Origin of the sequence: Mannheimia bovis (assembly GCF_014541205.1) — a bacterium.
Classification (GTDB): domain Bacteria; phylum Pseudomonadota; class Gammaproteobacteria; order Enterobacterales; family Pasteurellaceae; genus Mannheimia; species Mannheimia bovis.
Genome location: NZ_CP061280.1, coordinates 580,203 through 601,987 on the forward strand (window position 1 = coordinate 580,203; position 21,785 = coordinate 601,987).

A 21,785-nucleotide genomic window follows, 5' to 3' on the forward strand; every position below is an offset into this window, starting at 1 on the left:
GAGATAAGCTTTGAGGGAATTTTGTTATCTTAAAACCGCTAACAAAAAACGAACCAAAATCGGGTAAAACCTTGTTGTGATGTTCGTCTTTTCCGTTTTTTCTGCCAGCTGCGGTAGCCAAGTCAGCAGTTGATTTTTGATGAAATCACTCGCTTCTTGGTGCTTGTTTTGCTCAATAAGTTGGATCAAAACTTCCAAATACACCACAAGATGATCGCTAGGTTCGTTGATTTCTCGGTTGAGTTGGAGTTTGAAGCGATCTAAATAGTGATCCATTTTCGCTAAATTTTCGGAGAGAGTAGGATCAGTTAAATAAGCAGAAGCATAGGGTAGAGCTGAGGATCTACCTTCAAGCAAAAAGCATTGGGCGAAATCAGCAGCTAATTCTAAACGTGGATTTTCAAATAAGCCGAGCTTTTGAATTTCCTCCGCTAAGGCTTTACTGTGAGAGGCAAATCCCAGTTCAGCCAAAAATGCAAAAAATTGTTGAAATTCGACCGCTTGTAAGGCGTGCAATTGCTCGTGTGAGAGCTCTCGGGCAAGCAGATTACGCAGCCATTGTAGCAGTAGCAATTTTTCTTCTTTTGCTAATGGCATCATAAACGCTCGACCTCAATTGCTCCGCTAAAACTGTTCGGTGCTGGGGCTTCGCCTTGCCATTTTTCTACATTCACTAGGCAGGTGCTTACACAAGTTGCTTGAGAGAGTTTAGATGAGCCAATATCCAGCGTGAGTGTGTTTGGGCTGCCGTAGGTGTCTAATGCACCGATGGTTTCATCAACAGGGGAATACCAAGCCCCTTCTTGTAATCGAACCACGCCGGTGGGGAAGTTGTCTGACAGTACCGCTCCCACCAAAACTTGTCCTCGCTCATTAAAAACCCGCACTAAATCACCGTCTTTAATGCCTAATTTTTCTGCATCTTGCGGATTCATATAAAATGGTTCTCTGCCCTGTACGCTGTAAGTTTCACGTAAACTTTTTGATTCACAAAGCTGTGAATGCAAACGTTTGTCGGGGTGGCACGATTGTAACCAGAAAGGATATTGATCCGATTTCGGTCCGCCGTGTGAGCGTTCTGCTTTTTCGAACCACATTGGGTGTCCTTTGCAGTCATCATAGCCATATTTGGCAATTTTGGTACTGTAAATTTCGATAAAGCCCGATGGAGTTCCTAATGCGTGCAGTTCAGGATCTTCTCGGAAATCTTGATGCCGAACCCAAGCTTTACCTTCAGGGAATAGCACAAAGCCCGCTTGCCAAAATTCATCAAAGGTTTTTGGCATTTCAAATTTGCCTCGATTAGCTCGGCGACATTCGGTATATAAGCGGTTTAGCCAGCCTTTTTCATCAAGGTTTTGGCAATATTCCTCCGCTTTTCCTTCGCCATAACGGCTGCATAAATCTTTGAAAATCTCAAAATCAGAGCGAGATTCATACATTGGCTCAACCAGTTTTTGCATCGCAATAATACCTCTATTGCTGTATGAGCCGTAGGTATCAATGTCGTTTCGCTCAAATGGCGTACAAGCAGGCAACACAATATCGGCAAAGCGGCAAGTTGCCGTCCAACTGTAGTTGATAGTAACCACCGTTTCGAGTTGTTGGAATGCCTTTTTCATTTTGTTGAGATCAGATTGTCTGCTCCATTGGTTGCAACCTGTGAAAATTGCCATTTTATAAGGGGCGTAAACAATTTTTTTGCCATTGTAATCAATGGTTTCACCTGCGTGTAGTAAAGAGTCTGTGGCACGGGCAACAGGAATAACCTCACTGTAACCGTTATAGTTTTTATTGCCGTATTTTGGTTTTTGATCTTCATCTAGGTTAGACGGGAAAGAACCGGGCGTTGCTGCACCGGAGCTGGAAACACCAATCGAGCTATAGTGATGAGCATAACTAATTCCACCGCCCGGCAAGCCGATTTGTCCTAACATTGCTGCCAGTACTGCTCCCATCCAATAAGGCTGCTCGCCGTGTTGTTGGCGTTGAATTGCCCAGCCGAAAATCAGTTGTGTACGTTTTCCTGCCAGCATACGGGCAAATTCACGGATTTTATCCGCAGAAATGCCGCAAATTGGAGCAGCCCATTCAGGTGTTTTTTCGATTTTATCTTCCGTTTCGCCCAACAAATAAGGCACAAATTTTTCAAAGCCTAAAGTGTAGACATCAAGAAAGGCTTTATCGTATAAATTTTCTTTATATAAAGTGTGAGCAATTGCCAGCATAAACGGCATATCTGCCTGTGGATTAACATAAAGTTGCTCGCAACCTAAGAAATTTTGAGTTTTGCTTTTAACCGGATCAATAGAAATCACATTGATTTTTTTCTCCGCCACTTTTTGTTTGAGTTGCTCTAAATATCCATAGGCTTCGTGGGTTTCGCAGTTCCAACCCACTTGTAAATTTTTCACTGGGTCGCTTGCCCAGAAAATCAGATTTTCCGTCTCTTTTAAGATAATCTCCCAAGATGTCCCTTGCGAGTAAACCTCTGTACTGCCTAGTACATAAGGCAGAATGGTTTGCCCTGCACCGGTGGAGTAATCACCTACCGCACTAACACTTGAACCGTGCATTGCAATGGCTCTAATCATATGATTTCCGCAACTGTGGAACTGCCCGGAAGAACGCCAACCCACATTCGCCGTATGCAACGCCCAAGGTCCATAATCTTTTTGAATACGTTCCAGCTCTTCATAGAATAAATCTAATGCTTCTTTCCAGCTCACACGCACAAAGCGATTATCGCCACGCTGTGTACGATTGCTGTTTTGGCGGTTTTTAAGCCAATCCACACGTACCATTGGATAACGCACACGAGCTTCGCTATAAAGTAGATCTGTAATGCCGTTAATCATTTCAGATGGGTGTTTATCATACTCAAAAGGCTTGATTTCAGTTAATCGTCCATTTTCCACTTTGGCACGCACCGCACCCCATTGGCAACCTGTGATTTTCCACTCACTTGTTGGCGTACTATTGGCTTTGGCTTCACGAGGAACAAGAAAATTCGGCATTGCAAATGCACTAGCCATAATCGACATATTTTTTAAAAACTGACGGCGAGAATGTAGCATAATCTTTCCTCTCTATTTTGTGGAATTGGCATCAGAAGCATTCATTTGAAGATAGCGAAGCACTTGTTTCTGTGTGGCTTCATCCATATCAGTAAAGCCAACCATACCGTTAAATACAGCAATCCATTCGTTTGCATCGTGCATTTTGGTATCACGCTGTTTGTGGCAAACACTACACTCCGTTTTATAAGTATTTTGTGCGTTTGCCCAGAAATCAGTTAAATCTTGGGTAAATTCTGAATTTTCCACCCATACTTTCATTTTTACCCTCTGCCAGATTAAGCCTGTGTTCGGATCTTCTTTATCTGCCAAAATATCTAATGGTGGGTTATTGCTGATAAAAGATTTTTCAAAGACAGCATCGGTAATATTTTTAGCAAAATCGTGATACCAAATTCGCCCGAAGCCTTTAGTTTTTCGCCATAAATTTAGCTCAATTTCGGAGGCTTTTGCCGTTGTTTGCACTAGCTTAATTTCAGCTCCTGCTTCTAACTGACCGATTTTTTGCGTTAAATTTTTATCGGCAAATAAGGGGATAATTTCAGTGGTGTAACTTGTTGGGCTGGCAAAAGAGAGTATTGGCGTGAGTAACCCCAATAGGTAGAGAACGATTTTCGATAATGATTTCATCATAAACCCCACACTTAAATCAGACGAGAAAACTAGGTTATATCTTACACAAATTGAGCAAAAAAGTGTTGATTTACATCATAAAACCGCTTTTATAAAATTTTTGCAAAAAAATCCCAAAAAATGACCGCTTACAGGCTATAATAACCAGCATTTTTCTACCGTTTTTCAAATTAAAGAGTAAATAGTAATGAGCGAAAAATTTAATGTAAAAACTTTCCAAGGAATGATTTTAGCCCTGCAAGATTACTGGGCAAGCAAAGGTTGTACTGTGGTTCAACCTTTCGATATGGAAGTGGGGGCAGGTACTTCGCACCCGATGACCTGTTTGCGTGCCTTAGGTCCTGAGCCGATGGCGTTTGCCTATGTGCAGCCGTCCCGCCGCCCGACAGACGGTCGCTACGGCGAAAACCCTAACCGCCTGCAACACTACTACCAATTCCAAGTCGTGATCAAACCGTCGCCGGACAACATTCAAGAACTTTACCTTGAGAGCCTGAAAATGCTTGGCTTCGACCCAACCCAAAACGATATCCGTTTCGTGGAAGACAACTGGGAAAACCCAACACTGGGTGCGTGGGGTTTAGGCTGGGAAGTGTGGTTGAATGGGATGGAAGTTACCCAATTTACCTACTTCCAACAAGTCGGCGGCTTAGAATGTAAACCGGTTACGGGCGAAATTACCTATGGATTAGAACGTTTGGCAATGTACATTCAAGGTGTGGATAGCGTGTATGATCTTGTTTGGTCTGACGGCGAACTGGGCAAAACCACCTACGGCGACGTATTCCACCAAAACGAAGTGGAGCAATCCACCTACAACTTTGAATACGCCGATGTAGATTTCCTTTTCCAATGTTTCGAACAGTACGAAAAAGAAGCCCAATACTTGCTCGGTTTAGAAAAACCGTTACCACTGCCGGCTTACGAACGCATTTTAAAAGCAGCTCACAGCTTTAACTTGTTAGACGCACGCAAAGCGATTTCAGTGACCGAACGCCAACGCTACATCTTACGCATCCGTGCCTTAACCAAAGGCGTGGCGGAAGCGTACTATGCCAGCCGCGAGGCGTTGGGGTTCCCGGGTTGTAAAAAATAATTTGTGTGATAAATATAGGGGCGAATTGCAATTCGCCCCTACGATAGGGATTTGCGATGAAACCAATTTTATACTTCGCCCACTGGTGCCCTGACACCGACCCCTTTGTAGCAGAATTAGAACGTTTGGGCGTGGAATTTGACGAATGCGACATCACCAAAGGCGGCTCAACCCTAAAACCGTTTTTACGCCTGCGTGACCGCCACCCCGCATTCGATAACGCCAAAGCCAACGGTTACATCGGTATTCCGGCGTTGCTGTTGGAAGGCGACAAAGTGGTGTTGGATTTAACCGAGCTGGAAGGGATTTTGGGCTAACAAGCGGTGAAATTTAGCGGAAATTTTGCAAAATGCAGCCTTATTATATTCAATCAGTAGACGAAAATAGGGTATTTTCTTCTGAAATATAGTCTGCCAAATCTCCCCCTCCCCTCTTTATCAAAGAGGAACTAGGGGGATTGTCAGCAGTAAAAGTGGAGTGAGAAGTAAATTAGACTAAAGATAAAAAAGAAAAATGGTTATTTTCATTAGCAAAGGAATAAGAATATGACTACATTCAATAATAAAACAAATGGAAGTCACTCTCCAATTATTAGTGGTAATATAATACAAGGTAATATAAATTTACAGAATACGGGAAAAAACTCAAAGAAATTTATTGATTGTTCCGATGAAGAACTTTTAGATTATGGATTAGATATAGCAGAGCGTTTTAAACAAGAAAGAAGGCAAAAACGGCAAAATGTTATGAGAAGAATAATATCTCTTATCGCAATACCGTTTATTTTATTAATTTTAGCGGTTATATATACGCTACTAAATAGCCAAGATAAGCATATCCTAGACATCGCAATTTTTATTTGTGGGGTTTTAAGTTTAATAATTACATATGCTTCATATATTGCTTTTACTAGTCCAAATGTGACTGAAAAAGATTATATCGCTACTCGTGATAGTATCATTAGAGAATAAAATTTCAGACAGAATAAGGATTATTCGGATAAAATTTATAGAGTATTTAAATAGTTAAGAGAACAAAATGACAACACAAAACTTCCTTGCCGAGATCGGCACAGAAGAGCTGCCACCGAAGGCACTCAAAAAATTAGCGACCGCATTTGCGGAGAATGTTGAACAAGAGCTGAACCAAGCCGGGCTTGCTTTCGAGAAAGTCGAATGGTTTGCAGCCCCTCGCCGTCTTGCGGTGAAAGTGCTGGGTTTGGCGGACGCTCAACCGAGCAAAGAAATCGAGAAGCGTGGCCCGGCGGTGTCAGCAGCGTTTGATACCGAAGGAAAACCGACTAAGGCGGCAGAAGGCTGGGCGAAAGGCTGTGGAATCACTGTTGAACAAGCCGAGCGTATTGCAACCGACAAAGGCGAATGGCTGGTGCATCGTGCGGTGATTGAAGGTCAGCCGACCAAAAATCTGCTAGTTGATATTATCGCTAAATCACTGGCGAACCTGCCAATTCCTAAAACAATGCGTTGGGGCGATAAGAGCGAGCAGTTCGTGCGTCCTGTGCATACTGTTACCCTTTTATTCGGTGCGGAACTGATTGAGGGCGAAATTTTAGGTGTGGCGAGCGGTCGTACCATTCGTGGTCACCGTTTCTTAGGTGAGCGTGAATTTACCATTGAGAACGCTGATCAATACCCACAACTGCTGAAAGATCGTGGTTCTGTGGTGGCGGATTTCAATGAGCGTAAAGCGTTGATCCTTGCAAAATCCCAAGAAAAAGCGACCGCTTTGGGCGGCGTGGCGGATATTGAAGAAGACTTGCTTGATGAAGTCACCTCACTTGTTGAGTATCCAAACGTACTTACCGCCAAATTTGAAGAGCGTTTCTTAGCTGTGCCTGCGGAAGCCTTGGTTTATACGATGAAAGGCGACCAAAAATACTTCCCGATCTATTCAAAAGACGGCAAATTGCTACCGCACTTTATTTTTGTGTCGAACATCAATCCGGACGATCCAAGCAAAATCATCGAGGGTAACGAAAAAGTGGTTCGCCCACGTTTGACCGATGCGGAATTCTTCTTCAAAACCGATTTAAAACAGAAGTTGGAAGACCAACTGCCACGCCTTGAAACCGTGTTGTTCCAACAACAGCTCGGCACATTGCGTGATAAAACCGCTCGCATTGAAGCATTAGCAGGCGAAATTGCGGCACAAATCGGTGCGGATCAAACCAAAGCGAAACGTGCCGGCTTGCTGTCAAAATGCGATTTGATGACCAATATGGTGTTTGAATTTACCGACACCCAAGGCGTAATGGGTATGCACTACGCCCGTCACGACGGCGAAGATGAAGAAGTGGCAGTGGCATTGAACGAGCAATATATGCCACGTTTTGCGGGCGATAACTTGCCGAACAGCCTAGTGGCTTGCTCGGTGGCGTTGGCTGATAAATTCGACACGCTCACGGGGATTTTCGGTATCGGACAAGCACCAAAAGGCAGCGCCGACCCGTTCGCCCTACGCCGTGCGGCATTAGGTTCGTTACGGATTATCGTAGAGAAAAATTTACCGCTTGATTTAACCGAAATCGTGGCAAAATCTGCTGTTCTGTTCGGCGATAAGCTGACCAACAAAAACGTGGTCGATGACGTGGTTGATTTTATGCTCGGCCGTTTCCGTGCGTGGTATGAGAGCGAAGGCATTGCGGTGGACGTAATCCAATCTGTGCTTGCTCGCCGTCCAACCAAACCGGCAGACTTCGATGCCCGTGTGCGTGCGGTGTCGCACTTCCGTGAATTAGACAGTGCCGAAGCTCTCGCCGCAGCAAACAAACGTGTGAGCAACATTTTAGCGAAAGCGGATATTGCAATTGGCGAAATCGATTTGACCGCTTGCGTTGAGCCGGCAGAAAAAGCGTTGGCGGAAAGCGTGTTAGCGTTAAGAACCGAAGTTCAACCGCTGATTGCTAACGGCGACTACACGGCGGTGCTTGATAAACTGGCGAACTTACGTCAGCCTGTGGATGCATTCTTTGATGGCGTAATGGTGAATGCCGAAGATCAAAAACTGCGCCAAAACCGCTTAGCGATTTTAAGCACACTACAAGGCTTGTTCCTGCAAGTGGCGGATATTTCGCTATTACAATAATTTGTAAAATTTTCCTGAAAATAGACCGCTTGCAAGCGGTCTATTTTGTATCAAAATTTGCAAAAGGAAAAAAGATGAAAAAATTACTGTTCTTGCTCACATTCTTTTTCTCTGCACAGGCCATTGCGTTCGACCCGATTGAAGACGGCTTTGCCCGTGCCGCAAAAGCCTTGCAGAAAAATAATTTAAAACAAGCCGCGGAAATTTGGTTCCCCCTTGCCGAACGTGGACACGCCGGTTCGCAAATTCATTTCTATTATGTGATTACCCAAGATCTGGAGTTTGCTAAATCTAACCCGAAAGTCATCCCTTTATTGAAAAAATCGGCTAAATATAATGAATGGGAACAGGTTTTGCTGTGGAAAATTTATACCGAACAGCAGGAATTTGAAAAAGCAGACTACTGGCTGAAAAAACTGGCTAAAACCAAAGAAGAAGCGGAGCAACTTTTTCAGAAAGAGAAAGCTGATGCCAAAACAGTGTTGGATGATTTTATGAAGCTGTATCGATAAAAATAGGGCTTACAAGCGGTCTTTTTTATAAGGAAATTTACGATGAAACGTTATTTGATTTCGTTCGCTTTACTTGGGTTTAGTTCTTTCAGTTCGGCAAATGAGACGCTTATTACCTTATTTGAATGCACTACGAATAAACAGCAGCATTTGAGTTTGATTGCCTCAAAAGGTCCTATATTGAATTTTATGCGGCAGGGCGAGGTGGAATATCAGCAAGATGTTGATAAAGCCTATTTGCACCAATACGCCAATGGCACACAGCTTATGGTTCCACATAACGGTAAATGGTATCTGTTTGAAGAGACCCAAGCAACCACTGGTTTTACCCACGTTGAGTTGGTGGTTCGTAATGCGAAAACCGGACAAGTGTTGGAATATCAAGAGTGTGAAAAAGATGTTACTTCTCTCATTTCTCAACTTTCAACGAATGATGTGAAGCCGATTCCTGATGATTTGGCGGAATGGTTATTTGAGGTGTCGAATAAATATGTTCCGTAATCAAAGCTAGTAAATTCTGCCTAGCTTGATTAAAATGCAGTAAGATTTTATAAAAATAAGGAAAACACAATGTCAGTAAAAACCGAAGTTTTATTTAGTAACCATTGGAATGTGCGAGTGAGCGATCCGGGCTTTGAGGGTTCCATTAGCCATTATTTTGAAACCGTTTATATTACGCTTGAGGCTCATATTAACGAGGAAAGTGTGCAATATGAATTTACTCGCAAGGTGGAAGATGATGTGAAAATTCATCGTAGTTTTACCGATATTGATGAATTATTTGAGTTTTTAGGCGAGTATTTAAGCCCTGTTGCACTTGGTAATGTCGGCGTGCGTATCGGTCGATTAGGTTTGGCTTAATTACTGATAAATACACTGAATGGGCAGATTATCTGCCCATTTGCAAAATTTCGTTAAAATCCTACCGCTTGTAAACCAGCCTATGCAAACCAATAACCCCCTTTTCCAACAAACTCAGCCTTATTGGGATTTTCTGCAAATTGAAAAGCAGGTCAGCCCACATACGTTGAGCAATTATCAACGTCAGTTAGCAGCGGTGAGTGAGTTGTTTTCGCAGGCAGGTATTGAGCGTTGGGAAGAGGTGGACAGTAGCTCGGTGCGTTGGATGCTGAGCCAAAGCCATAAACAGGGGCTGAGTGCGAAAAGTATCGGTTTGCGGTTGGTAGCATTGCGGCAGTGGTTTGTCTATTTAATTAACGTGGGGCGAATGAGTGCGAACCCGACTTTGGGCGTGAAATCGCCGAAAGTGGGTAAGCATTTACCGAAAAATATTGATGCCGAGCAGGTCGGGCAGCTACTTGCAATTGAAAGCGATGAGCCAAGTGATTTGCGTGATCTTGCAATGATGGAGCTGATGTACAGTTCCGGCTTACGATTATCTGAGCTACAGGGGCTGGATTTGGGCGATATGGATTTATCGGCGAAAGAGGTTCGGGTACAGGGTAAAGGTAGCAAAGAGAGAATTGTGCCGATAGGTTCTGAGGCGTTAAATGCACTTAACCGTTGGCTTGCGGTTCGCTCACAATTTAAGCCACAAGATAATGCCGTATTTTTGAATAAGCGAGGGGGGCGTTTGTCGCACCGCTCTATTCAGTTAGCAATGCAGAAATGGGGCGAACGACAAGGCTTAGAAAGCCATTTGCATCCACATAAATTACGCCATTCGTTTGCTACTCATATGTTAGAAGCGAGCGGCGATTTACGGGCAGTACAGGAATTATTAGGGCACAGTAGCCTTTCGACTACGCAGATTTACACCCATTTGGATTTCCAACATCTTGCCAAAATTTATGATTCGGCACACCCAAGGGCGAGAAGAAAGAAAGAGGATTAAGCCTTTTTCGGCTCAAGGGTTTTTATTTTACAGAAGAAATACCAATATTGAATAACAACTAATACCGCAACAGCAATTTTTCCACCAATATGTGGTAAGGTTAAAAAGGCAAATAGCGTAAACGGAAAGGAAATTGCTAAAATCGTAATTTTTTGTTTCATCGTCATTGCCCGCTTCTCATCATATTCCTGCAAATATTTTTTATACAGCTTGGTTTGAATAAACCACAAGTGTATTTTTTCCGAGCCTTTGGTAAAACAGAATAAGGCTAATAGTAAAAAGGGAGTAGTAGGCAACCCTGGTAAAACTGCACCAATAGCCCCAAGCCCGATGCAGATAAAACCGCAGATAATATACAGTAATTTCATTGTAATTTATGGTAATTTGGTTTTTGAGAATAAATCGCAATTATACTAAAGGAAGCCAAAAATGATTTCAAACTATTTCTATGATAGCAAGCGGTTTCTTTTTTCAGATTTTTTGTAAAAAGAAATAAAAAAACCTGTTGAATAATCAACAGGTTAAATATGGCGGAGGAAGTGAGATTCGAACTCACGGAGGGCGTTAACCCTCGCCGGTTTTCAAGACCGGTGCATTCAACCGCTCTGCCATTCCTCCGGGTTGAAAGTCTGATGTTAAATTTTTGTTCTCTTAAAAGAGAAAATCTGCTGATAAATATCAGCAGACTTAAATTTGATGGCGGAGGAAGTGAGATTCGAACTCACGGAGGGCGTTAACCCTCGCCGGTTTTCAAGACCGGTGCATTCAACCGCTCTGCCATTCCTCCGTTGAAAACGCTTGCAATAATAGAGATTATTGCAATCATCGTCAAGCAATAAATATTAAATTCTGCTTGTTCGTTCTTTTTTTCAGCATAAATTATTTTTTTATCAACCAAACACCACTTTCGATATGGTGGGTGTAAGGGAACTGATCGAACAATGCCGCTTTTTCAATACGGTGGGTTTGGCATAATTGCTGTAAATTATCCGCTAACGTATTTGGATTACACGAAATATAGAGAATGCGATCGTAAGCCTGCACCATATTAAGCGTATCTTGATCCAGTCCGGCTCTTGGTGGATCGACAAAAATCGTATTGCAATCGTAGCTTTTTAAATCAATCCCTTTTAAGCGATAAAATTCCCGCACGCCATTCATCGCTTGGGTAAATTCTTCTGCCGACATTCGGATAATTTGCAGATTATCAATGCCGTTTTGCTCAATATTATATTGTGCAGATTGCACCGATGATTTTGAAATTTCAGTCGCTAAAACCTTGCGGAAATTTTCCGCTAATGCAATAGAGAAGTTGCCGTTACCGCAGTAAAGCTCAAGTAAATCGCCCTCACTATTTTGGGTACAACGTCTCGCCCATTCTAGCATTTTGATATTCATTTCTGCATTCGGCTGAGTGAAACTGTTTTCCACTTGGCGATAAATGTAGTTCTTGCCATCAATCGGCAATATTTCTTCTACATAATCAAAATCTAAGGCAATTTTTTGTTTGTTCGCTCGCCCAATGATTTGCACCTTAAAACCTTGTTGCTCCAAACGACTTTTTAAGGCTTTGGCTTGTGCAATCCATTCATCATTGAGTGTTTTGTGATAAAGCATTGATACAGCGATTTCACCGCTTAGTGTACTTAAATAATCCACTTGGAACAGTTTGCGAGTGAGGGTTTCATTGCCTTTGATTTCAGCCAGTAACGCCTGCATCATTTGGTTGATGAGCTTGCTTGCAATCGGAAAGCTATCTACACGATAACGTTCTTTTGTTTCCGGGTTGAACATAATATGGTAAAGAGAACCTTCTTCGTGCCAAACCCGAAATTCCGCACGCATACGGAAATGGCTGGGCTTGGAGGCAAACACTTCTAATTCAGGAGCATTAAAAGGCTTGAGTAAAGCGGTCAAATTTTCGGTTTTTTTTGCAAGAAGATCGGAATATTGTTCAATCGGAAGTGTCATTTTTTACCACAAACAGAAAATGAAAAAACAAACCACGAATTGCTTCGTGGTTTTATAGCATAAATTTAAGATTATTCAGCCGCACTGAAATCATCGCCAGCATCGCTGCCTGCATTACCTGAAAGCGTATAAATACGTTTAGTTTTGCTGGTCAGTGTACGGTATTTTAACCACGCTTTTTCGATATCGCTTTGTGCAATTTCTTCACCTTTCATTACAGCAACAAAGCGTTTTTCTTCTGCGGTTTTAGGTTTACGTTCGCCTGTTTCTAAAGCCAAGCACGCTTGACCGAACTGCTCTAAAGTTTGTGATTCACGAATAGTGTAATCACCGTGACGAGAAAAGCCACGAGGGTAATTTTTATCATCGAAAAAACGGCGTGTAACGCTAAAACTATCTGCCATAATATGCCTCATTGTTTGAAATTAGGGAAAAGAAAATCGGCATACATTAAACAAAAATGGCGAATAAATCAATGATTTAATGCAAAAAGCGGTCAAATTTCCCTGATTTTTTGCAAATTCAGGCGATTTGCGATTTAGCGTTCGATTTTTGAACGCATTAGCTCAATCAGATCTGAAATCGCTTGGTTAGGGGCTTTTTCTTGCAACATTACCCAGCGGAAGAGTTCAGGATCGGTATAGCTTAGCATTTGAACAAATGCCTGTTGTTGGATTTCGCTGAGATCGTCAAAATGATTTTTATAAAACGGCATAATCATTTTATCGAGCTCACGCATACCACGACGGCATTCCCATTCAAGTTTAAAGCGGTTAATTTCTGTCATTATTTTACCTCGTGAATGCGGAGTTCTTTCGGCACTTCAAAGACAACATCTTCTTCATTGCCAGCAAGGGTTTCTACTTCTGTTACACCTAATGTTTTTAAGTGTGAGATAACAGATTGCACTAATACTTCAGGAGCAGAAGCACCGGCAGTAATGCCGATAGTTTCAACTCCTTCAAGCCATTTCGGATCAATATCTTGCGGACCGTCAATCAGTTTTGACATCACGCCCATTCGAGAAGCGAGTTCTGCTAAACGGTTTGAGTTAGATGAATTCTTCGAGCCAACTACAAGCACTAGCTGCGATTGCTCCGCTAATTCACGCACTGCGTGTTGGCGGTTGGTAGTAGCGTAACAAATATCGTTTTTGCGAGGACCTTGAATCGCAGGGTATTTCTCTTTTAACGCATCAATCACACCAATTGTGTCATCAATAGAAAGCGTTGTTTGCGTCATAAAGGTAAGCTCATCGTTGTTGGATACCGGCAGCTCCGCAATATCTTCTACCGATTCCACCAAATAAATGCCACCTTCTTCATTGCTATATTGCCCCATTGTGCCGATGACTTCCGGGTGTCCTTCGTGCCCGATGAGAATGGCTTTTGTGCCTTTTTTACTGGCTCGAGCAACCTGCATATGGACTTTGGTTACCAGCGGACAAGTTGCATCAAACACTTTTAAATTACGGCGTTTGGCTTCTTGGCGGACCGCTTGAGAAACCCCATGAGCAGAGAAGATGACGATGGCATCATCAGGCACTTCGTCCAACTCTTCAACGAAGATCGCCCCTTTTGCTTTTAAGCCATCCACCACAAATTTATTGTGAACCACTTCGTGGCGAACATAAATCGGTGCACCGTGAATTTCCAATGCGAGTTCTACAATGGAAATGGCTCTATCTACACCGGCACAGAAACCACGAGGGTTTGCTAATAAAACTTTCATCTAATCACTCTTACTTTGTCTTTTCTTTTTTCGTTATAAAGGCTTCTAAAATCAGTAAGCCTGCTCCCACACAGATGGCAATATCAGCCACATTAAAGACGGGATAATGGTAAATATCCCAATAAAAATGAAGAAAATCCACTACATAGCCGTTATAAGCACGGTCAATCGCATTACCAATTGCACCGCCGATAATTAAGGCATACGCAGAATTTTCTAATTTTTTGACCGCTTGATTTTTCCATAATGCCACAACTAAGGCGAGGGAAATCACAATTGCCAGCCCTAAGAAGAAATATTTTTGCCAGCCGGAATGATCAGCGAGAAAACTAAAAGCTGCACCATAATTGCGTGCATAAGTTAAGTTAAAAATAGGCAAGATATTAATACTTTCGCCAAATTCAAAATGTTGTACAACGATATATTTTGACCAAAGGTCGATGATGATAGTAACTAAGCTAATCCAAAGAAATTTAAGTCCGGTTTTCATTCCATATTCCAAATGTAGGGGCGTACATCGTACGCCCATTTAATTTTGGAGCGTATGTTATACGCCCTGCAAGCGGTCTATTTTACAAAATTTTTTGCAAAATTAAATTGCCTCTTCGTTTTCTTCGCCTGTACGAATACGAATAACACGTCCAACATCATAGACAAAAATCTTGCCATCACCGATTTTGCCGGTTTGAGCGGTTTCCATAATCGCTTCAATGCACTGTTCTTCCAGCTCATCAGGAATCACAATTTCAACTTTTACTTTTGGCAGAAAATCAATGGCGTATTCCGCTCCACGATAAAGCTCGGTATGTCCTTTTTGTCTGCCGAAGCCTTTGATTTCAGTAATGCTCATACCGCTAATGCCCACGTCTGTTAAGGCTTCACGTACGTCATCTAATTTAAAAGGTTTGATGATTGCTTCAATTTTTTTCATCGTTATTCCTATTTTTCTCTACGAGCTGATTTTGGACGGAAACTTTCGCACACTTGCGGATTGGTTTCGACATAAATTTCACTTAAAAGTTGTAGGCAATACGGTACGGCACTGAAAATGCCTTTGACTAACACTTTGCCGTTTTCATCTTTTACCCCTTCAAGCGTTTCTTTAATTGCTTTCGGTTGTCCGGGTAAGTTGAGAATTAAACTCTCGTGGCGGATGACACCCACTTGGCGAGAGAGAATGGCGGTTGGCACGAAGTGAAGGCTTACTTGTCGCATCTGTTCGCCAAAGCCCGGCATTTCTCGATGAGCAACGGCAAGCGTAGCATCAGGGGTAACATCACGTTTTGCCGGACCTGTTCCGCCAGTGGTTAAAACCAAATGGCAAGCGTGGTTATCCACCAAATCAATCAAAGTTTGCTCAATGAGTGGTTGCTCATCGGCAATCAAGCGGCTTTCTACCTCAAAATCATTGCATAATACAGTTTTTAGCCAAGCCTTCAATTCGGGAATACCTTGATCTTGGTAAACCCCTTGTGAGGCTCTGTCAGAAACAGACACTAAACCTATTTTCAATTTTTCTTTACTTGGAGATTTACAAGCGGTCATTTTTTCTCGCCTTTTTGCAATTGTAACTCTTGTTTATCTTGTTCACTTAAATTTGATAATGCCATATTAAAACTACGCTCAACCGTAACTTTACGAGGATCTTCATCTGGCAAGAGCTTTAACATCATTCCCCACGTCATCGCTGCCATTTTGAAATCTTCTTTTTCAAACGAGTGGAAAGCAAGTAGGCTTAATGCATCAAAATTGGTGTGATCTTGACGGATAATTTCTTTTAACAACGCTTCGCCTTGTGTTTTATCTTCCTGTGCCTCAGAGAAAAGTAGAAGCTGAGCGTGGCTTAATTTGTAAGCTAAATTATCAGGTTTTAGCTGAGCGGCTTTGCTAAACGCATCGTGAGCTAATTGACCGTCATCTAACGCCATACCGATTTGCCCGAGCATATACCATTTCTGATCATCGTTTGGATTTTTCTGCAAATCAACGCGTAATGCCATTGCAAATTGGTTCATCTCTTCGGTTGAAAGCGGATTTTTATCTTCTGATTTCAAGCGTTCGTAAAAATAGTCTAATTTTTGATGGGTAGTGTCTAGCATTGAGTTCGAAAGCCACGAACCGACATTGCTATAAATCGCAAAACTAATGCCGCCTACAAACAAAATCAATGAAACAAACCACGCCTTGCCGAGCTTTAATTTTTCACCTTGTACGGGCTGAGCGGTTTCAGGAATGTCGTCTAATAAATTTTGTTGTAGCTCTAATTTTGTTTGCTCAGGATCGTCAATAACGCCTTCATTTGCTTCGTTTTCCACTTCTTTTAAGCGGTCAAAATAGAAGGCTTTATTTAAGCTATCACGTTTAGTGGCATCAATTTGCTTATTCTTTTTAAGCAAAGGATAAAACGCCACAATACAAACTATTAAAGTAATAAAGAGAATTGCTATCCAAAAGCTCATTTGTTGTCCTTATTTAAAATTTGGTTAAGACGCTCTTGCTCATCTTGGTTTAATTGTTGGGGCAGTCTTGCAAAATTTTGCGAAGAATTGACCGCTTGCGGCTTCGCTTTTTTGCGGCGTAATACAATACCAAGACCTAATGCAATTAAAATTAATGGCAGAGCCCAAAGCATAATAGTCGCAGGTGTCATTGGCGGATTGTAGGTAACAAAATTGCCGTAGCGTTCAATCATATAATCCACCACTTCATCTTTGCTTTTGCCTTCTTTGAGTAATTCTAAGGTTTTTGCCCGCATATCGGTCGAAATAGTGGCGTTCGAGTCCGCAATATTGTTGTTTTGACATTGTGGACAGCGTAGTTCTTGGATTAACGCACGGTAATCCGATTCTTGCTTTGGATTATCAAATTCGTGAAGCTCAACAGGGGCAGAAATAGCCACAGAGCTTGCAAAAATAAAGAATAAGCTAAACTTTTTCATTGTTTTCATCACTCTTTTAATTTGTCATAAATCGGTTTCAGTACGTTATTCCACACTTGGTCGTTTACATCGCCAGCGTGGCGGTATTTGATTACGCCATTGCCATCAATAATAAAGGTTTCCGGTGCACCATAAACGCCTAAATCTAAGCCGAGTGAACCTTTAGGATCAAAAATAACCGCTTTATATGGGTTGCCGTAAGCGGCTAAGAATTTAATTGCTTTCGGGCGTTCGTCTTTATAATCAATGCCGACAATTTCCACGCCTTGCTTTGCTAAAATAGTTAAATATTCGTGTTCAGCGTAACAAGTGGGACACCAAGTTGCCCACACATTTAATAGGCGAGGCTTGCCTGTTTTAACCACATCTTGATTAATTTGCTCTTTTTCATCTAGCAAAGATTCTAGACTGAAATTAGGAATGGTTTTACCGATGAGGGCAGATTCTAATTTTTTCGGATCATCGCCTTGCGAGTTGCGAGCAAGTTGAACCAAAAATGCCACAGATAATGCTAAAAAGAGAATTAAAGGAAGTAGAAATTTTTTGTTCATTGTTTATGCCTAATATCAATCACTCTCAAAGTTGTTAGCTTACCAAAAAATAGCCGAATAAGCATTGATTTAAATAAAAAATCCGTTGAGTTGTATTCAACGGATTTTAGGGTACTACAAGCGGTTGGAAAAGTTGAATTATTTGCGTAGTTTTACTGTTTCAATGGCGTGGTCTCGCCCTTTTATTAAAATGAGGTTAGCACGTTCACGGCTTGGTAAAATATTTTGGCGTAAATTTAAACCATTAATCTCTTCCCAGATGGTTGAGGCAGTATCAATTGCTTCTTGCTCCGATAAGCGTGAATAATGGTGGAAGTAAGAGTTCGGATCAGCAAAGGCACTGCGACGAAATTTTAAGAAACGGTTGATATACCATTTCTTTAGGAGTGCTTCTTCTGCATCGACATAAATTGAGAAATCGACAAAATCAGATACAAATACATTATGTGGACTAGAAGGGTAGTTCATTCCGCTTTGTAATACGTTTAGCCCTTCTAAAATTACAATATCGGGTTGATCCACTACATTAAACTGATCAGGAATAATGTCATAAGTTAAGTGGGAATAGATTGGGGCTTTCACATTACGCTCGCCTGATTTAATGTCAGACACAAAACGAATGAGACTGTGAATATCATAAGATTCCGGAAACCCTTTTTTCTTGAGTAAGTTCTTTTCAGTAAGCGTTGCAAGCGGATATAAAAAACCATCAGTAGTAATTAAATCGACTTTTCTCTCTTTAGGATAATGTGAGAGTAGAGCTTGCAAAATACGGGCAGAGGTGCTTTTGCCAACCGAAACACTACCTGCAATACTAATAATATAAGGTACTTTCGGTGTTTCAATGCCAAGAAAACGATGTAAAACGGTCTGACGTTTTAGATTTTCTTCTATATAGTATTGAATTAAACGAGCAAGCGGAAGGTAAATAGTACGTACTTCTTCTAAAGAAAGATCTTCATTAAAGCCTAATAATGGTTTTAAATCTTGCTCGGTGAGCTTTAATGGCACGGATTTGCGTAAATCTGCCCATTGTTGGCGATCAAAAGTGAGAAAAGGAGTAATTTTTGTGTTTTTTTCAAGGCTCATAGCCAAAATCTCAATTTTTTGATGATGAATAAATCAGTTTAATACTCAAATTAAGGGCGTAACTATACAATATATGAGCTGCTTTTGCCGTATATATTGACATAAAATCGCCTGTTTTTTACAAAAAATAGCCATTTTGTATATTTAAAAGTCGAAAGATTGATTTTTTTAATATTTTTAAAAAAAATACTTGCACGACGTTAAAATTTCCCTATAATGCACATCACTTGCTTACGACATAGCAACGCCGACTTAGCTCAGTAGGTAGAGCAACTGACTTGTAATCAGTAGGTCACCAGTTCGATTCCGGTAGTCGGCACCATTATCGCTAAAGAGTAAATAAGTATTCAAAATATCGTGGAGGGGTTCCCGAGCGGCCAAAGGGGGCAGACTGTAAATCTGTTGGCTCAGCCTTCGAAGGTTCGAATCCTTCTCCCTCCACCATTTCTGATTTTTGAATCGTGCAGGACAGACGAATTTAGAACAGCGGGCATCGTATAATGGCTATTACCTTAGCCTTCCAAGCTAATGATGCGGGTTCGATTCCCGCTGCCCGCTCCAAGCGCTGATATAGCTCAGTTGGTAGAGCGCACCCTTGGTAAGGGTGAGGTCGGCGGTTCAAATCCGCCTATCAGCACCACTTCTTCTAACTTCACTCTTTCCTATAAGTTTCAATTAGTATTAATTTCTACATTATGGTTAATGGGTTCTTTTGTTCCATTGTAACCGTTTTTGTTTAAGAGGCTTTTAGAAAATGTCTAAAGAAAAATTTGAACGTACAAAACCGCACGTAAACGTGGGTACAATCGGCCACGTTGACCATGGTAAAACAACTTTAACAGCAGCAATCACCACTGTATTAGCGAAACACTTCGGTGGTGCAGCTCGTGCATTTGACCAAATCGATAACGCACCAGAAGAGAAAGCACGTGGTATCACTATCAACACTTCACACGTTGAGTACGATACAGCAACTCGTCACTACGCACACGTTGACTGCCCGGGACACGCGGACTATGTTAAAAACATGATTACCGGTGCGGCACAAATGGACGGTGCTATCTTAGTAGTAGCAGCAACAGATGGTCCAATGCCACAAACTCGTGAGCACATCTTATTAGGTCGCCAAGTAGGTGTTCCATACATCATCGTATTCTTAAACAAATGCGATATGGTAGATGACGAAGAGTTATTAGAATTAGTTGAAATGGAAGTACGTGAACTTCTATCTCAATACGACTTCCCGGGCGATGACACTCCAATCGTACGTGGTTCTGCATTACAAGCATTAAACGGCGTTGCAGAATGGGAAGAAAAAATCCTTGAATTAGCAAACCACTTAGACACTTACATTCCAGAGCCTGAGCGTGCGATTGATAAACCATTCTTATTACCAATCGAAGACGTATTCTCAATTTCAGGTCGTGGTACAGTAGTAACAGGTCGTGTTGAGCGTGGTATCATCCGTACTGGTGATGAAGTTGAAATCGTAGGTATCAAAGATACCACAAAAACAACAGTAACCGGTGTTGAGATGTTCCGTAAATTATTAGACGAAGGTCGTGCGGGTGAGAACGTTGGTGCATTATTACGTGGTACTAAACGTGAAGAAATCGAGCGTGGTCAAGTATTAGCGAAACCGGGTTCAATCACTCCACACACAGACTTCGAATCAGAAGTTTACGTATTATCAAAAGAAGAAGGTGGTCGTCACACTCCATTCTTCAAAGGCTACCGTCCACAGTTCTACTTCCGTACAACTGACGTAACTGGTACTATCGAGTTACCGGAAGGTGTAGAAATGGTAATGCCTGGCGATAACATCAAAATGACTGTAAGCTTAATTCACCCAATCGCGATGGACGAAGGTTTACGCTTCGCTATCCGTGAAGGTGGTCGTACAGTAGGTGCAGGTGTTGTTGCGAAAATCATCAAATAATTAAACGCAAGTTTATATTTGAGATAAGCGAACAAAGCGAAAGAGAGGTATATCGAAAGATATGCCTCTTTTTTATTGCTTCAAGGGAGAATAGGATAAAGCTTAATTTGCAAAATATAGATGAAAAAAGACCGCTTGTAGTAAGGGATATTTACAAGCGGTCGATTTCTATTAATATTTTACAATTTTAATTAAGCAATTTTTACAGCTTTATAATTACATTGTGGATTAATGATTAAATCTCGTGAGGCAATAATTTGTAGCTCATAAAGCCCTGATTTTGAGGTTTGCTCCATCACTTCATTTACTGCATTGGCAGTATGCTCAAAGGCTTCCAGATCAGATTTCCCATTTAATAAGTTCGCTACAAATAATCCGGCAGTTAAATCGCCCACGCCAACGGGTTCTTTGGCAAATTCGTAAAGCGGACGGCTGATGTGCCAAATGCCCTCTTGGTTAGCAAACAACATTTCGAATTTGTTGTTATCTTTACCTACACGGCTTAAATGTTTTACGAGCACTTTTTTCGGACCTTTAGTTAAAATGACTTTTACGGCTTCTAAGGCTTGCTCAAAGTTTTCTACGGTTAAGCCTGTTAGCTCTCGCAATTCCACTAAATTTGGTGTGATGATATCAGCTTGTGCCATCGCTAGATTGATTAAGCCTTCTTTTACCCCCTCTGCCACAATACAGCCTTTATCGGGGTGCCCCATTACAGGATCGCACACATAAATTGCATTCGGGTTTTCCACTTTGACTTTGTGGAATGCATTGATAATCTCTTTAACTTGTTCGGCAGAGCCGGTGTAACCGGATAAAACAGCATCGCAACGATGAAGTTCGCCGATATTGTGAATGCCGTCTACAATACTACCAATCTGTTCTTTTGGCATTACCATTCCGCCCCACTTTCCATATTGAGTGTGGTTAGAAAATTGCACTGTGTTTAATGCCCATACATCAACCCCTAAAAGTTGCATTGGAAAAGTTGCCGCTTTGTTACCTGCGTAGCCATAGACAACGTGGGATTGAATGGAGAGTATGTTTTTCATTCGCTTGCTCCTTTAAAAGCTCAATGTGTGCTATTTTTAGTCATTTGAATTGTTTGAGGGTTGAAGTAGGGAAAGAAATCGCTATAATTCTCCCTCGTTAAAACCTGTCTATATGCCGACTTAGCTCAGTAGGTAGAGCAACTGACTTGTAATCAGTAGGTCACCAGTTCGATTCCGGTAGTCGGCACCATTTTCAAATCACTTTTATCTTTTTATTCCCTTAATGCAAAACGGCA

General features: G+C 41.6%; 25 protein-coding genes and 7 tRNA genes. 14 read left to right on the plus strand and 18 right to left on the minus strand.

Annotated features, from left to right (window positions below; all coding sequences use genetic code 11):
• Positions 1-24: 24 nt before the first annotated feature.
• The 3 genes from torD to ICJ55_RS02995 are packed head-to-tail and all read right to left on the minus strand — an operon-like array spanning position 25 to position 3,707.
• Entirely contained in the window at positions 25-600 is a 576-nt protein-coding gene (gene torD, locus ICJ55_RS02985; protein WP_188157257.1) for a molecular chaperone TorD, read from the minus strand.
• Positions 597-3,077, minus strand: coding sequence for a trimethylamine-N-oxide reductase TorA (gene torA, locus ICJ55_RS02990; protein WP_188157258.1), 2,481 nt, complete (start codon positions 3,075-3,077; stop codon positions 597-599). Before torA ends, torD begins: the two co-directional genes overlap by 4 nt.
• Positions 3,078-3,089: 12 nt before the next feature.
• The gene (locus ICJ55_RS02995; protein ID WP_188157672.1) at positions 3,090-3,707 is read right to left on the minus strand and encodes a pentahemic C cytochrome; all 618 of its coding nucleotides are present in this window, start codon (positions 3,705-3,707) and stop codon (positions 3,090-3,092) included.
• 190 nt (positions 3,708-3,897) lie between these two features.
• Here ICJ55_RS02995 and glyQ point away from each other — a divergent pair, with 190 nt between their 5' ends.
• The 8 genes from glyQ to xerC all read left to right on the plus strand — a co-directional run bounded on the left by glyQ (position 3,898) and on the right by xerC (position 10,278).
• Positions 3,898-4,806 carry a glycine--tRNA ligase subunit alpha gene (gene glyQ, locus ICJ55_RS03000; protein WP_025236878.1) on the plus strand — a complete coding sequence of 303 codons (909 nt, stop codon included), beginning with the start codon at positions 3,898-3,900 and terminating at the stop codon, positions 4,804-4,806.
• A 56-nt stretch (positions 4,807-4,862) separates the two neighbouring features.
• The gene (locus tag ICJ55_RS03005; RefSeq protein ID WP_188157259.1) at positions 4,863-5,123 is read left to right on the plus strand and encodes a hypothetical protein; all 261 of its coding nucleotides are present in this window, start codon (positions 4,863-4,865) and stop codon (positions 5,121-5,123) included.
• A 228-nt stretch (positions 5,124-5,351) separates the two neighbouring features.
• Positions 5,352-5,777, plus strand: a complete 426-nt coding sequence (locus tag ICJ55_RS03010; protein WP_188157260.1) for a hypothetical protein — start codon at positions 5,352-5,354, stop codon at positions 5,775-5,777.
• A 67-nt stretch (positions 5,778-5,844) separates the two neighbouring features.
• Positions 5,845-7,911, plus strand: a complete 2,067-nt coding sequence (gene glyS / locus ICJ55_RS03015; protein ID WP_188157261.1) for a glycine--tRNA ligase subunit beta — start codon at positions 5,845-5,847, stop codon at positions 7,909-7,911.
• A 74-nt stretch (positions 7,912-7,985) separates the two neighbouring features.
• Complete coding sequence (locus ICJ55_RS03020) at positions 7,986-8,423, plus strand: hypothetical protein (protein WP_188157262.1); 438 nt, start codon at positions 7,986-7,988, stop codon at positions 8,421-8,423.
• A 42-nt stretch (positions 8,424-8,465) separates the two neighbouring features.
• Positions 8,466-8,924 (plus strand): hypothetical protein, encoded by a 459-nt coding sequence (locus tag ICJ55_RS03025; protein WP_188157263.1) that lies wholly within the window; start codon positions 8,466-8,468, stop codon positions 8,922-8,924.
• Between the two features lie 69 nt (positions 8,925-8,993).
• Positions 8,994-9,284 (plus strand): DUF5377 family protein, encoded by a 291-nt coding sequence (locus tag ICJ55_RS03030; protein ID WP_188157264.1) that lies wholly within the window; start codon positions 8,994-8,996, stop codon positions 9,282-9,284.
• Between the two features lie 82 nt (positions 9,285-9,366).
• Positions 9,367-10,278 carry a tyrosine recombinase XerC gene (gene xerC, locus ICJ55_RS03035; RefSeq protein ID WP_188157265.1) on the plus strand — a complete coding sequence of 304 codons (912 nt, stop codon included), beginning with the start codon at positions 9,367-9,369 and terminating at the stop codon, positions 10,276-10,278.
• Here xerC and ICJ55_RS03040 read toward each other — a convergent pair.
• The 14 genes from ICJ55_RS03040 to coaA all read right to left on the minus strand — a co-directional run bounded on the left by ICJ55_RS03040 (position 10,275) and on the right by coaA (position 18,558).
• Positions 10,275-10,646: a YbaN family protein gene (locus ICJ55_RS03040; protein WP_188157266.1), complete on the minus strand. Its 372-nt coding sequence runs from the start codon at positions 10,644-10,646 to the stop codon at positions 10,275-10,277. The two genes, xerC and ICJ55_RS03040, sit on opposite strands and share 4 nt — an antisense overlap.
• A gap of 160 nt (positions 10,647-10,806) precedes the next feature.
• Positions 10,807-10,896 (minus strand) — tRNA-Ser (locus tag ICJ55_RS03045).
• 79 nt (positions 10,897-10,975) lie between these two features.
• Positions 10,976-11,065 (minus strand) — tRNA-Ser (locus ICJ55_RS03050).
• 92 nt (positions 11,066-11,157) lie between these two features.
• Positions 11,158-12,249 (minus strand): tRNA (uridine(54)-C5)-methyltransferase TrmA, encoded by a 1,092-nt coding sequence (trmA, locus tag ICJ55_RS03055; protein ID WP_188157267.1) that lies wholly within the window; start codon positions 12,247-12,249, stop codon positions 11,158-11,160.
• Between the two features lie 71 nt (positions 12,250-12,320).
• Positions 12,321-12,653: a MaoP family protein gene (locus ICJ55_RS03060; RefSeq protein ID WP_025236866.1), complete on the minus strand. Its 333-nt coding sequence runs from the start codon at positions 12,651-12,653 to the stop codon at positions 12,321-12,323.
• A 134-nt stretch (positions 12,654-12,787) separates the two neighbouring features.
• On the minus strand, positions 12,788-13,036 hold the full coding sequence (locus ICJ55_RS03065) for an FAD assembly factor SdhE (RefSeq protein WP_188157268.1): 249 nt from the start codon (positions 13,034-13,036) through the stop codon (positions 12,788-12,790).
• Positions 13,036-13,980, minus strand: a complete 945-nt coding sequence (gene ispH, locus ICJ55_RS03070) for a 4-hydroxy-3-methylbut-2-enyl diphosphate reductase (RefSeq protein WP_188157269.1) — start codon at positions 13,978-13,980, stop codon at positions 13,036-13,038. The genes ICJ55_RS03065 and ispH overlap by 1 nt, the downstream gene beginning before the upstream one ends.
• A gap of 10 nt (positions 13,981-13,990) precedes the next feature.
• A complete protein-coding gene (lspA, locus tag ICJ55_RS03075) occupies positions 13,991-14,470 on the minus strand; it encodes a signal peptidase II (protein ID WP_038644054.1) in 480 nt (159 codons plus the stop codon).
• Between the two features lie 102 nt (positions 14,471-14,572).
• Positions 14,573-14,911, minus strand: a complete 339-nt coding sequence (gene glnB, locus ICJ55_RS03080) for a nitrogen regulatory protein P-II (RefSeq protein WP_025236863.1) — start codon at positions 14,909-14,911, stop codon at positions 14,573-14,575.
• Positions 14,912-14,919: 8 nt separating this feature from the next.
• Positions 14,920-15,525 carry a molybdopterin adenylyltransferase gene (gene mog, locus ICJ55_RS03085; RefSeq protein ID WP_188157270.1) on the minus strand — a complete coding sequence of 202 codons (606 nt, stop codon included), beginning with the start codon at positions 15,523-15,525 and terminating at the stop codon, positions 14,920-14,922.
• The gene (gene ccmI / locus ICJ55_RS03090; RefSeq protein WP_188157271.1) at positions 15,522-16,439 is read right to left on the minus strand and encodes a c-type cytochrome biogenesis protein CcmI; all 918 of its coding nucleotides are present in this window, start codon (positions 16,437-16,439) and stop codon (positions 15,522-15,524) included. The genes mog and ccmI overlap by 4 nt, the downstream gene beginning before the upstream one ends.
• A complete protein-coding gene (locus tag ICJ55_RS03095; RefSeq protein WP_188157673.1) occupies positions 16,436-16,918 on the minus strand; it encodes a cytochrome c-type biogenesis protein in 483 nt (160 codons plus the stop codon). The genes ccmI and ICJ55_RS03095 overlap by 4 nt, the downstream gene beginning before the upstream one ends.
• Before the next feature lie 8 nt (positions 16,919-16,926).
• Positions 16,927-17,469 (minus strand): DsbE family thiol:disulfide interchange protein, encoded by a 543-nt coding sequence (locus ICJ55_RS03100; RefSeq protein WP_188157272.1) that lies wholly within the window; start codon positions 17,467-17,469, stop codon positions 16,927-16,929.
• A gap of 138 nt (positions 17,470-17,607) precedes the next feature.
• Complete coding sequence (coaA, locus tag ICJ55_RS03105) at positions 17,608-18,558, minus strand: type I pantothenate kinase (protein WP_188157273.1); 951 nt, start codon at positions 18,556-18,558, stop codon at positions 17,608-17,610.
• Between the two features lie 246 nt (positions 18,559-18,804).
• Here coaA and ICJ55_RS03110 point away from each other — a divergent pair.
• The 5 genes from ICJ55_RS03110 to tuf all read left to right on the plus strand — a co-directional run bounded on the left by ICJ55_RS03110 (position 18,805) and on the right by tuf (position 20,497).
• Positions 18,805-18,880 (plus strand) — tRNA-Thr (locus ICJ55_RS03110).
• Positions 18,881-18,917: 37 nt separating this feature from the next.
• Positions 18,918-19,002: transfer RNA gene (locus ICJ55_RS03115), tRNA-Tyr, on the plus strand.
• 42 nt (positions 19,003-19,044) lie between these two features.
• A tRNA-Gly gene (locus ICJ55_RS03120) sits at positions 19,045-19,119 on the plus strand.
• A 3-nt stretch (positions 19,120-19,122) separates the two neighbouring features.
• A tRNA-Thr gene (locus ICJ55_RS03125) sits at positions 19,123-19,198 on the plus strand.
• Between the two features lie 114 nt (positions 19,199-19,312).
• On the plus strand, positions 19,313-20,497 hold the full coding sequence (tuf, locus tag ICJ55_RS03130) for an elongation factor Tu (protein WP_027073920.1): 1,185 nt from the start codon (positions 19,313-19,315) through the stop codon (positions 20,495-20,497).
• A gap of 191 nt (positions 20,498-20,688) precedes the next feature.
• Here tuf and pdxY read toward each other — a convergent pair whose 3' ends face one another.
• Positions 20,689-21,549 carry a pyridoxal kinase PdxY gene (gene pdxY, locus ICJ55_RS03135; RefSeq protein WP_188157274.1) on the minus strand — a complete coding sequence of 287 codons (861 nt, stop codon included), beginning with the start codon at positions 21,547-21,549 and terminating at the stop codon, positions 20,689-20,691.
• Between the two features lie 114 nt (positions 21,550-21,663).
• Between pdxY and ICJ55_RS03140 the strand changes: the two genes are divergently transcribed.
• A tRNA-Thr gene (locus ICJ55_RS03140) sits at positions 21,664-21,739 on the plus strand.
• Positions 21,740-21,785 lie beyond the last annotated feature (46 nt).

What these genes read in the sequence shown, in the direction of transcription:
- ICJ55_RS03020 (WP_188157262.1), top strand. Translation starts at nt 7,986, where the DNA reads ATGAAAAAATTACTGTTCTTGCTCACATTCTTTTTCTCTGCACAGGCC.
- ICJ55_RS03010 (WP_188157260.1), top strand. Translation starts at nt 5,352, where the DNA reads ATGACTACATTCAATAATAAAACAAATGGAAGTCACTCTCCAATTATT.
- coaA (WP_188157273.1), bottom strand. Translation starts at nt 18,558, where the DNA reads ATGAGCCTTGAAAAAAACACAAAAATTACTCCTTTTCTCACTTTTGAT.
- pdxY (WP_188157274.1), bottom strand. Translation starts at nt 21,549, where the DNA reads ATGAAAAACATACTCTCCATTCAATCCCACGTTGTCTATGGCTACGCA.
- xerC (WP_188157265.1), top strand. Translation starts at nt 9,367, where the DNA reads ATGCAAACCAATAACCCCCTTTTCCAACAAACTCAGCCTTATTGGGAT.
- torA (WP_188157258.1), bottom strand. Translation starts at nt 3,077, where the DNA reads ATGCTACATTCTCGCCGTCAGTTTTTAAAAAATATGTCGATTATGGCT.
- ccmI (WP_188157271.1), bottom strand. Translation starts at nt 16,439, where the DNA reads ATGAGCTTTTGGATAGCAATTCTCTTTATTACTTTAATAGTTTGTATT.
- ICJ55_RS03095 (WP_188157673.1), bottom strand. Translation starts at nt 16,918, where the DNA reads ATGAAAAAGTTTAGCTTATTCTTTATTTTTGCAAGCTCTGTGGCTATT.
- ICJ55_RS03065 (WP_188157268.1), bottom strand. Translation starts at nt 13,036, where the DNA reads ATGACAGAAATTAACCGCTTTAAACTTGAATGGGAATGCCGTCGTGGT.
- ICJ55_RS03030 (WP_188157264.1), top strand. Translation starts at nt 8,994, where the DNA reads ATGTCAGTAAAAACCGAAGTTTTATTTAGTAACCATTGGAATGTGCGA.
- glyS (WP_188157261.1), top strand. Translation starts at nt 5,845, where the DNA reads ATGACAACACAAAACTTCCTTGCCGAGATCGGCACAGAAGAGCTGCCA.
- mog (WP_188157270.1), bottom strand. Translation starts at nt 15,525, where the DNA reads ATGACCGCTTGTAAATCTCCAAGTAAAGAAAAATTGAAAATAGGTTTA.
- ICJ55_RS03060 (WP_025236866.1), bottom strand. Translation starts at nt 12,653, where the DNA reads ATGGCAGATAGTTTTAGCGTTACACGCCGTTTTTTCGATGATAAAAAT.
- tuf (WP_027073920.1), top strand. Translation starts at nt 19,313, where the DNA reads ATGTCTAAAGAAAAATTTGAACGTACAAAACCGCACGTAAACGTGGGT.
- trmA (WP_188157267.1), bottom strand. Translation starts at nt 12,249, where the DNA reads ATGACACTTCCGATTGAACAATATTCCGATCTTCTTGCAAAAAAAACC.
- torD (WP_188157257.1), bottom strand. Translation starts at nt 600, where the DNA reads ATGATGCCATTAGCAAAAGAAGAAAAATTGCTACTGCTACAATGGCTG.
- glnB (WP_025236863.1), bottom strand. Translation starts at nt 14,911, where the DNA reads ATGAAAAAAATTGAAGCAATCATCAAACCTTTTAAATTAGATGACGTA.
- glyQ (WP_025236878.1), top strand. Translation starts at nt 3,898, where the DNA reads ATGAGCGAAAAATTTAATGTAAAAACTTTCCAAGGAATGATTTTAGCC.
- ispH (WP_188157269.1), bottom strand. Translation starts at nt 13,980, where the DNA reads ATGAAAGTTTTATTAGCAAACCCTCGTGGTTTCTGTGCCGGTGTAGAT.
- ICJ55_RS03040 (WP_188157266.1), bottom strand. Translation starts at nt 10,646, where the DNA reads ATGAAATTACTGTATATTATCTGCGGTTTTATCTGCATCGGGCTTGGG.
- ICJ55_RS03005 (WP_188157259.1), top strand. Translation starts at nt 4,863, where the DNA reads ATGAAACCAATTTTATACTTCGCCCACTGGTGCCCTGACACCGACCCC.
- lspA (WP_038644054.1), bottom strand. Translation starts at nt 14,470, where the DNA reads ATGAAAACCGGACTTAAATTTCTTTGGATTAGCTTAGTTACTATCATC.
- ICJ55_RS03025 (WP_188157263.1), top strand. Translation starts at nt 8,466, where the DNA reads ATGAAACGTTATTTGATTTCGTTCGCTTTACTTGGGTTTAGTTCTTTC.
- ICJ55_RS02995 (WP_188157672.1), bottom strand. Translation starts at nt 3,707, where the DNA reads ATGAAATCATTATCGAAAATCGTTCTCTACCTATTGGGGTTACTCACG.
- ICJ55_RS03100 (WP_188157272.1), bottom strand. Translation starts at nt 17,469, where the DNA reads ATGAACAAAAAATTTCTACTTCCTTTAATTCTCTTTTTAGCATTATCT.